Consider the following 2,475-nt stretch of genomic DNA (forward strand, 5'->3'; position numbering starts at 1 on the left):
GCGGGGGACAGTAGCTGGTTCTGTGGCCTGACGGCCACCCGGGGGTGGGTCAAAATTAATGGCCAGTAGTGGGTCACTTTAATTGGCCACTAACAGCCCTCAATTTACGGACCTTCGAAATCAGGTCGAGTATGAGGAAGCGGTGCGTTTTATTGCTTACCTCATCAACCCAATCGTACTCGCCCGAGGGCGTGGTCTGTGCTTTGATCGCTTTCTTTTTTTGGTCTCCAAGCGCCTGCCAAGCCTCAATGACCGCTCTATAATGTTCTCCGGTTTTGTTTCGGATGGTCTGCTCGCTAGGAGCGCCACGACTGGCTCCTAGCTTCGCAATCGTTGAGATTCTGAAATCGACCGAGCCTGACTCATGATGCTCCTTGCAAACGGCGTGAAGGGCCTCCAGGGACTTCCTGGAACGAGAATTTTTCAGTTGGCCCAGTATGGCCTCGTAGACTTCGTTCGGTTCACTCATTGCAGCTCTCGATTTCTAGCGGGAATTTCAAAGACCCGTTCATGGCTGACTCGATCTCTTGGCGCACATCACCTAGCTGTAGTGGTTCGGCGAGATCTTCCAAGGTGATTTGCCCATTGATCAACTGGTCAGCGACGTGCCAGTTATTCTGTGTCACTTGCATAATCAGCCGGACGACCTGATTGGCAGCTTTGAGCTGCTGATCCTCGGTCAACCGAAATATCGCGGGTGCAATCCCATTGGTGTCCGCCAATTTGTCGAGCATCTGACTGAGCAGGGGGCGTGCTCTGGAGGCACTGGCGCTCTCGTATATTTCAGCGTTGGCACAGACCTCAGCGAGCAACCGAAATTCGCTGCTTTGCTCCTCCAAATGCATCTCCATTTCCACGTAATTGCCGCTGACGATCAGCTGGTGCTGGCCTGTCTCGGAGGTCTTCAGCAGTTCGGTAGATTGGGAAATCAGGCGGTATAAGTGCTGGAGATCCGTGAGAAGCATGTCGAGCTTTTTGGCTTTTTCCTCATACGCCGAGGTGATCTTTTTCAGCGTTCGCTCTTTTCCAAAAAACTGTCCCGAAGACTCGGCATCGTACCGCTCGTCATCGAGTGTCTGCCTTTTTTCTTCGAGTTCGTGGTATTCATTACGGGTGACATTGATTTCCAGAATGATTTCGTTGGCAATGGCCGACAAACCGCCCAGAAACGCCGGGCCGGTAATGAAGAAGCGGCACTGGGGACAATTTCGAGTCCCAAGGTAGCCATTGGGCACCGGCGCGTACTGTGCTTCAACCTTCCGCTCAACCAGTGCCATGCCACCTTCGTCACACTTGTTGCCGCTCATGGGGCAGATTCCGAAACTCATAAGTTGGAAGGCTCCAGAGGGCCAATTAGGTGTCAGACACTGATCCATGATGCTTCGGTCTGTGGCGATTAATTCCGGCCGCGCCTCTTCGATTTTCTTCTGGAGGATGAGGTCTTCGTAACGATAGTGACTCTGCTCAAGTGCCCGTTTTTCAGCCGCCGCCATCTCCAGCCGCATTTTGCTGGCTCCTACCTTTGTGTAGTAAATCGTCATCACCAGAGAGGAATGACCAACCAGCTTTGAAATCACGGCTATGGGCGCTCTGCCGTCGACAATGTAGGCAGTGATAAGGCTGACGCGGAGAGCATGAGGTGTAAATTGGCTCTTGTAATCCACGCTGCTCTTTTTTTCGATTTTCTCGGCGAGGTCCGCGCCTGGCCTCTGACTATGGAACAACAGAGCAGGCAGGGTTCGTGTAAACGCGGTTGTCGTACGCATGGGCGACGCCTTCTCATCACAGGCGTGTGAGGCCGGGTCGCGGAACAGGAACGATTGTTTACCGCGCCTTTTGAGGATGTCTTTGTGTATCCTTTGCTGCGGATTGATTTGCGTCCACAGTGTCAGTTCTTCGATTGGGTTGTATTTGGATTGCCAATCCCGAAGCTGGATAATCCAATACGCCAGATCTTCCGGCATGAATGGAATATCGTAGCCGCCCAACTTCTTTCCGGTTTTGTTCGTCGTGATGTAGGCGCTCAACTCACCGTCATTGTTCCCTTTCTGAATAAAGCCCTTATTCCGCTTTCGGGTCGCAAGCGGACTTGGATTTTCGATCCAGTGAACCTTCCCATCACGCCATAACGGAACGAATTCATCTCCCTCTCCGCTGTCGAGCCAACAGATTTGCTGTCCTCGCAACGGAATGGATAGCAATGTGTAGTTTGCGACAATTTTTACGGGCGACCATAACTCGTGCACCTCTTCAAAATAGCGCTTGCGACCTCGCTTCCGCTCTTTTTTGACCACTCGATAAATGCAGTTTGGGTCATTGTCATCAATTAACTGTGGATCAACCCCGAACCAGCAGTCTTCGAGGAAGGGATGCAATTGATAGAGATCGCGAAACGACGTCGCCTCTAGCGGAATCAGATGCTGCTTGGCTCGTACAATGGCATCCATGGGCAATGGAGGCTTGTCTGATTCACTG

At 52.1% G+C, this 2,475-nt stretch carries 2 protein-coding genes; both read right to left on the bottom strand.

Annotation, left to right across the window (positions count from 1 at the left end):
• Nucleotides 1-73 precede the first annotated feature (73 nt).
• Nucleotides 74-469 carry a gamma-mobile-trio protein GmtX gene (gene gmtX / locus BY454_RS16585; protein ID WP_258075693.1) on the bottom strand — a complete coding sequence of 132 codons (396 nt, stop codon included), beginning with the start codon at nucleotides 467-469 and terminating at the stop codon, nucleotides 74-76.
• The coding region (gene gmtZ, locus BY454_RS16590) for a gamma-mobile-trio integrase GmtZ (RefSeq protein ID WP_181049741.1) at nucleotides 462-2,475 on the bottom strand (2,014 nt) is incomplete at its 5' end. The genes gmtZ and gmtX, both read right to left, overlap by 8 nt.

Origin of the sequence: Marinobacter persicus (assembly GCF_002934325.1) — a bacterium.
GTDB classification, from domain to species: Bacteria; Pseudomonadota; Gammaproteobacteria; order Pseudomonadales; family Oleiphilaceae; genus Marinobacter; species Marinobacter persicus_A.

What these genes read in the sequence shown, in the direction of transcription:
- gmtX (WP_258075693.1), bottom strand. Translation starts at nt 469, where the DNA reads ATGAGTGAACCGAACGAAGTCTACGAGGCCATACTGGGCCAACTGAAA.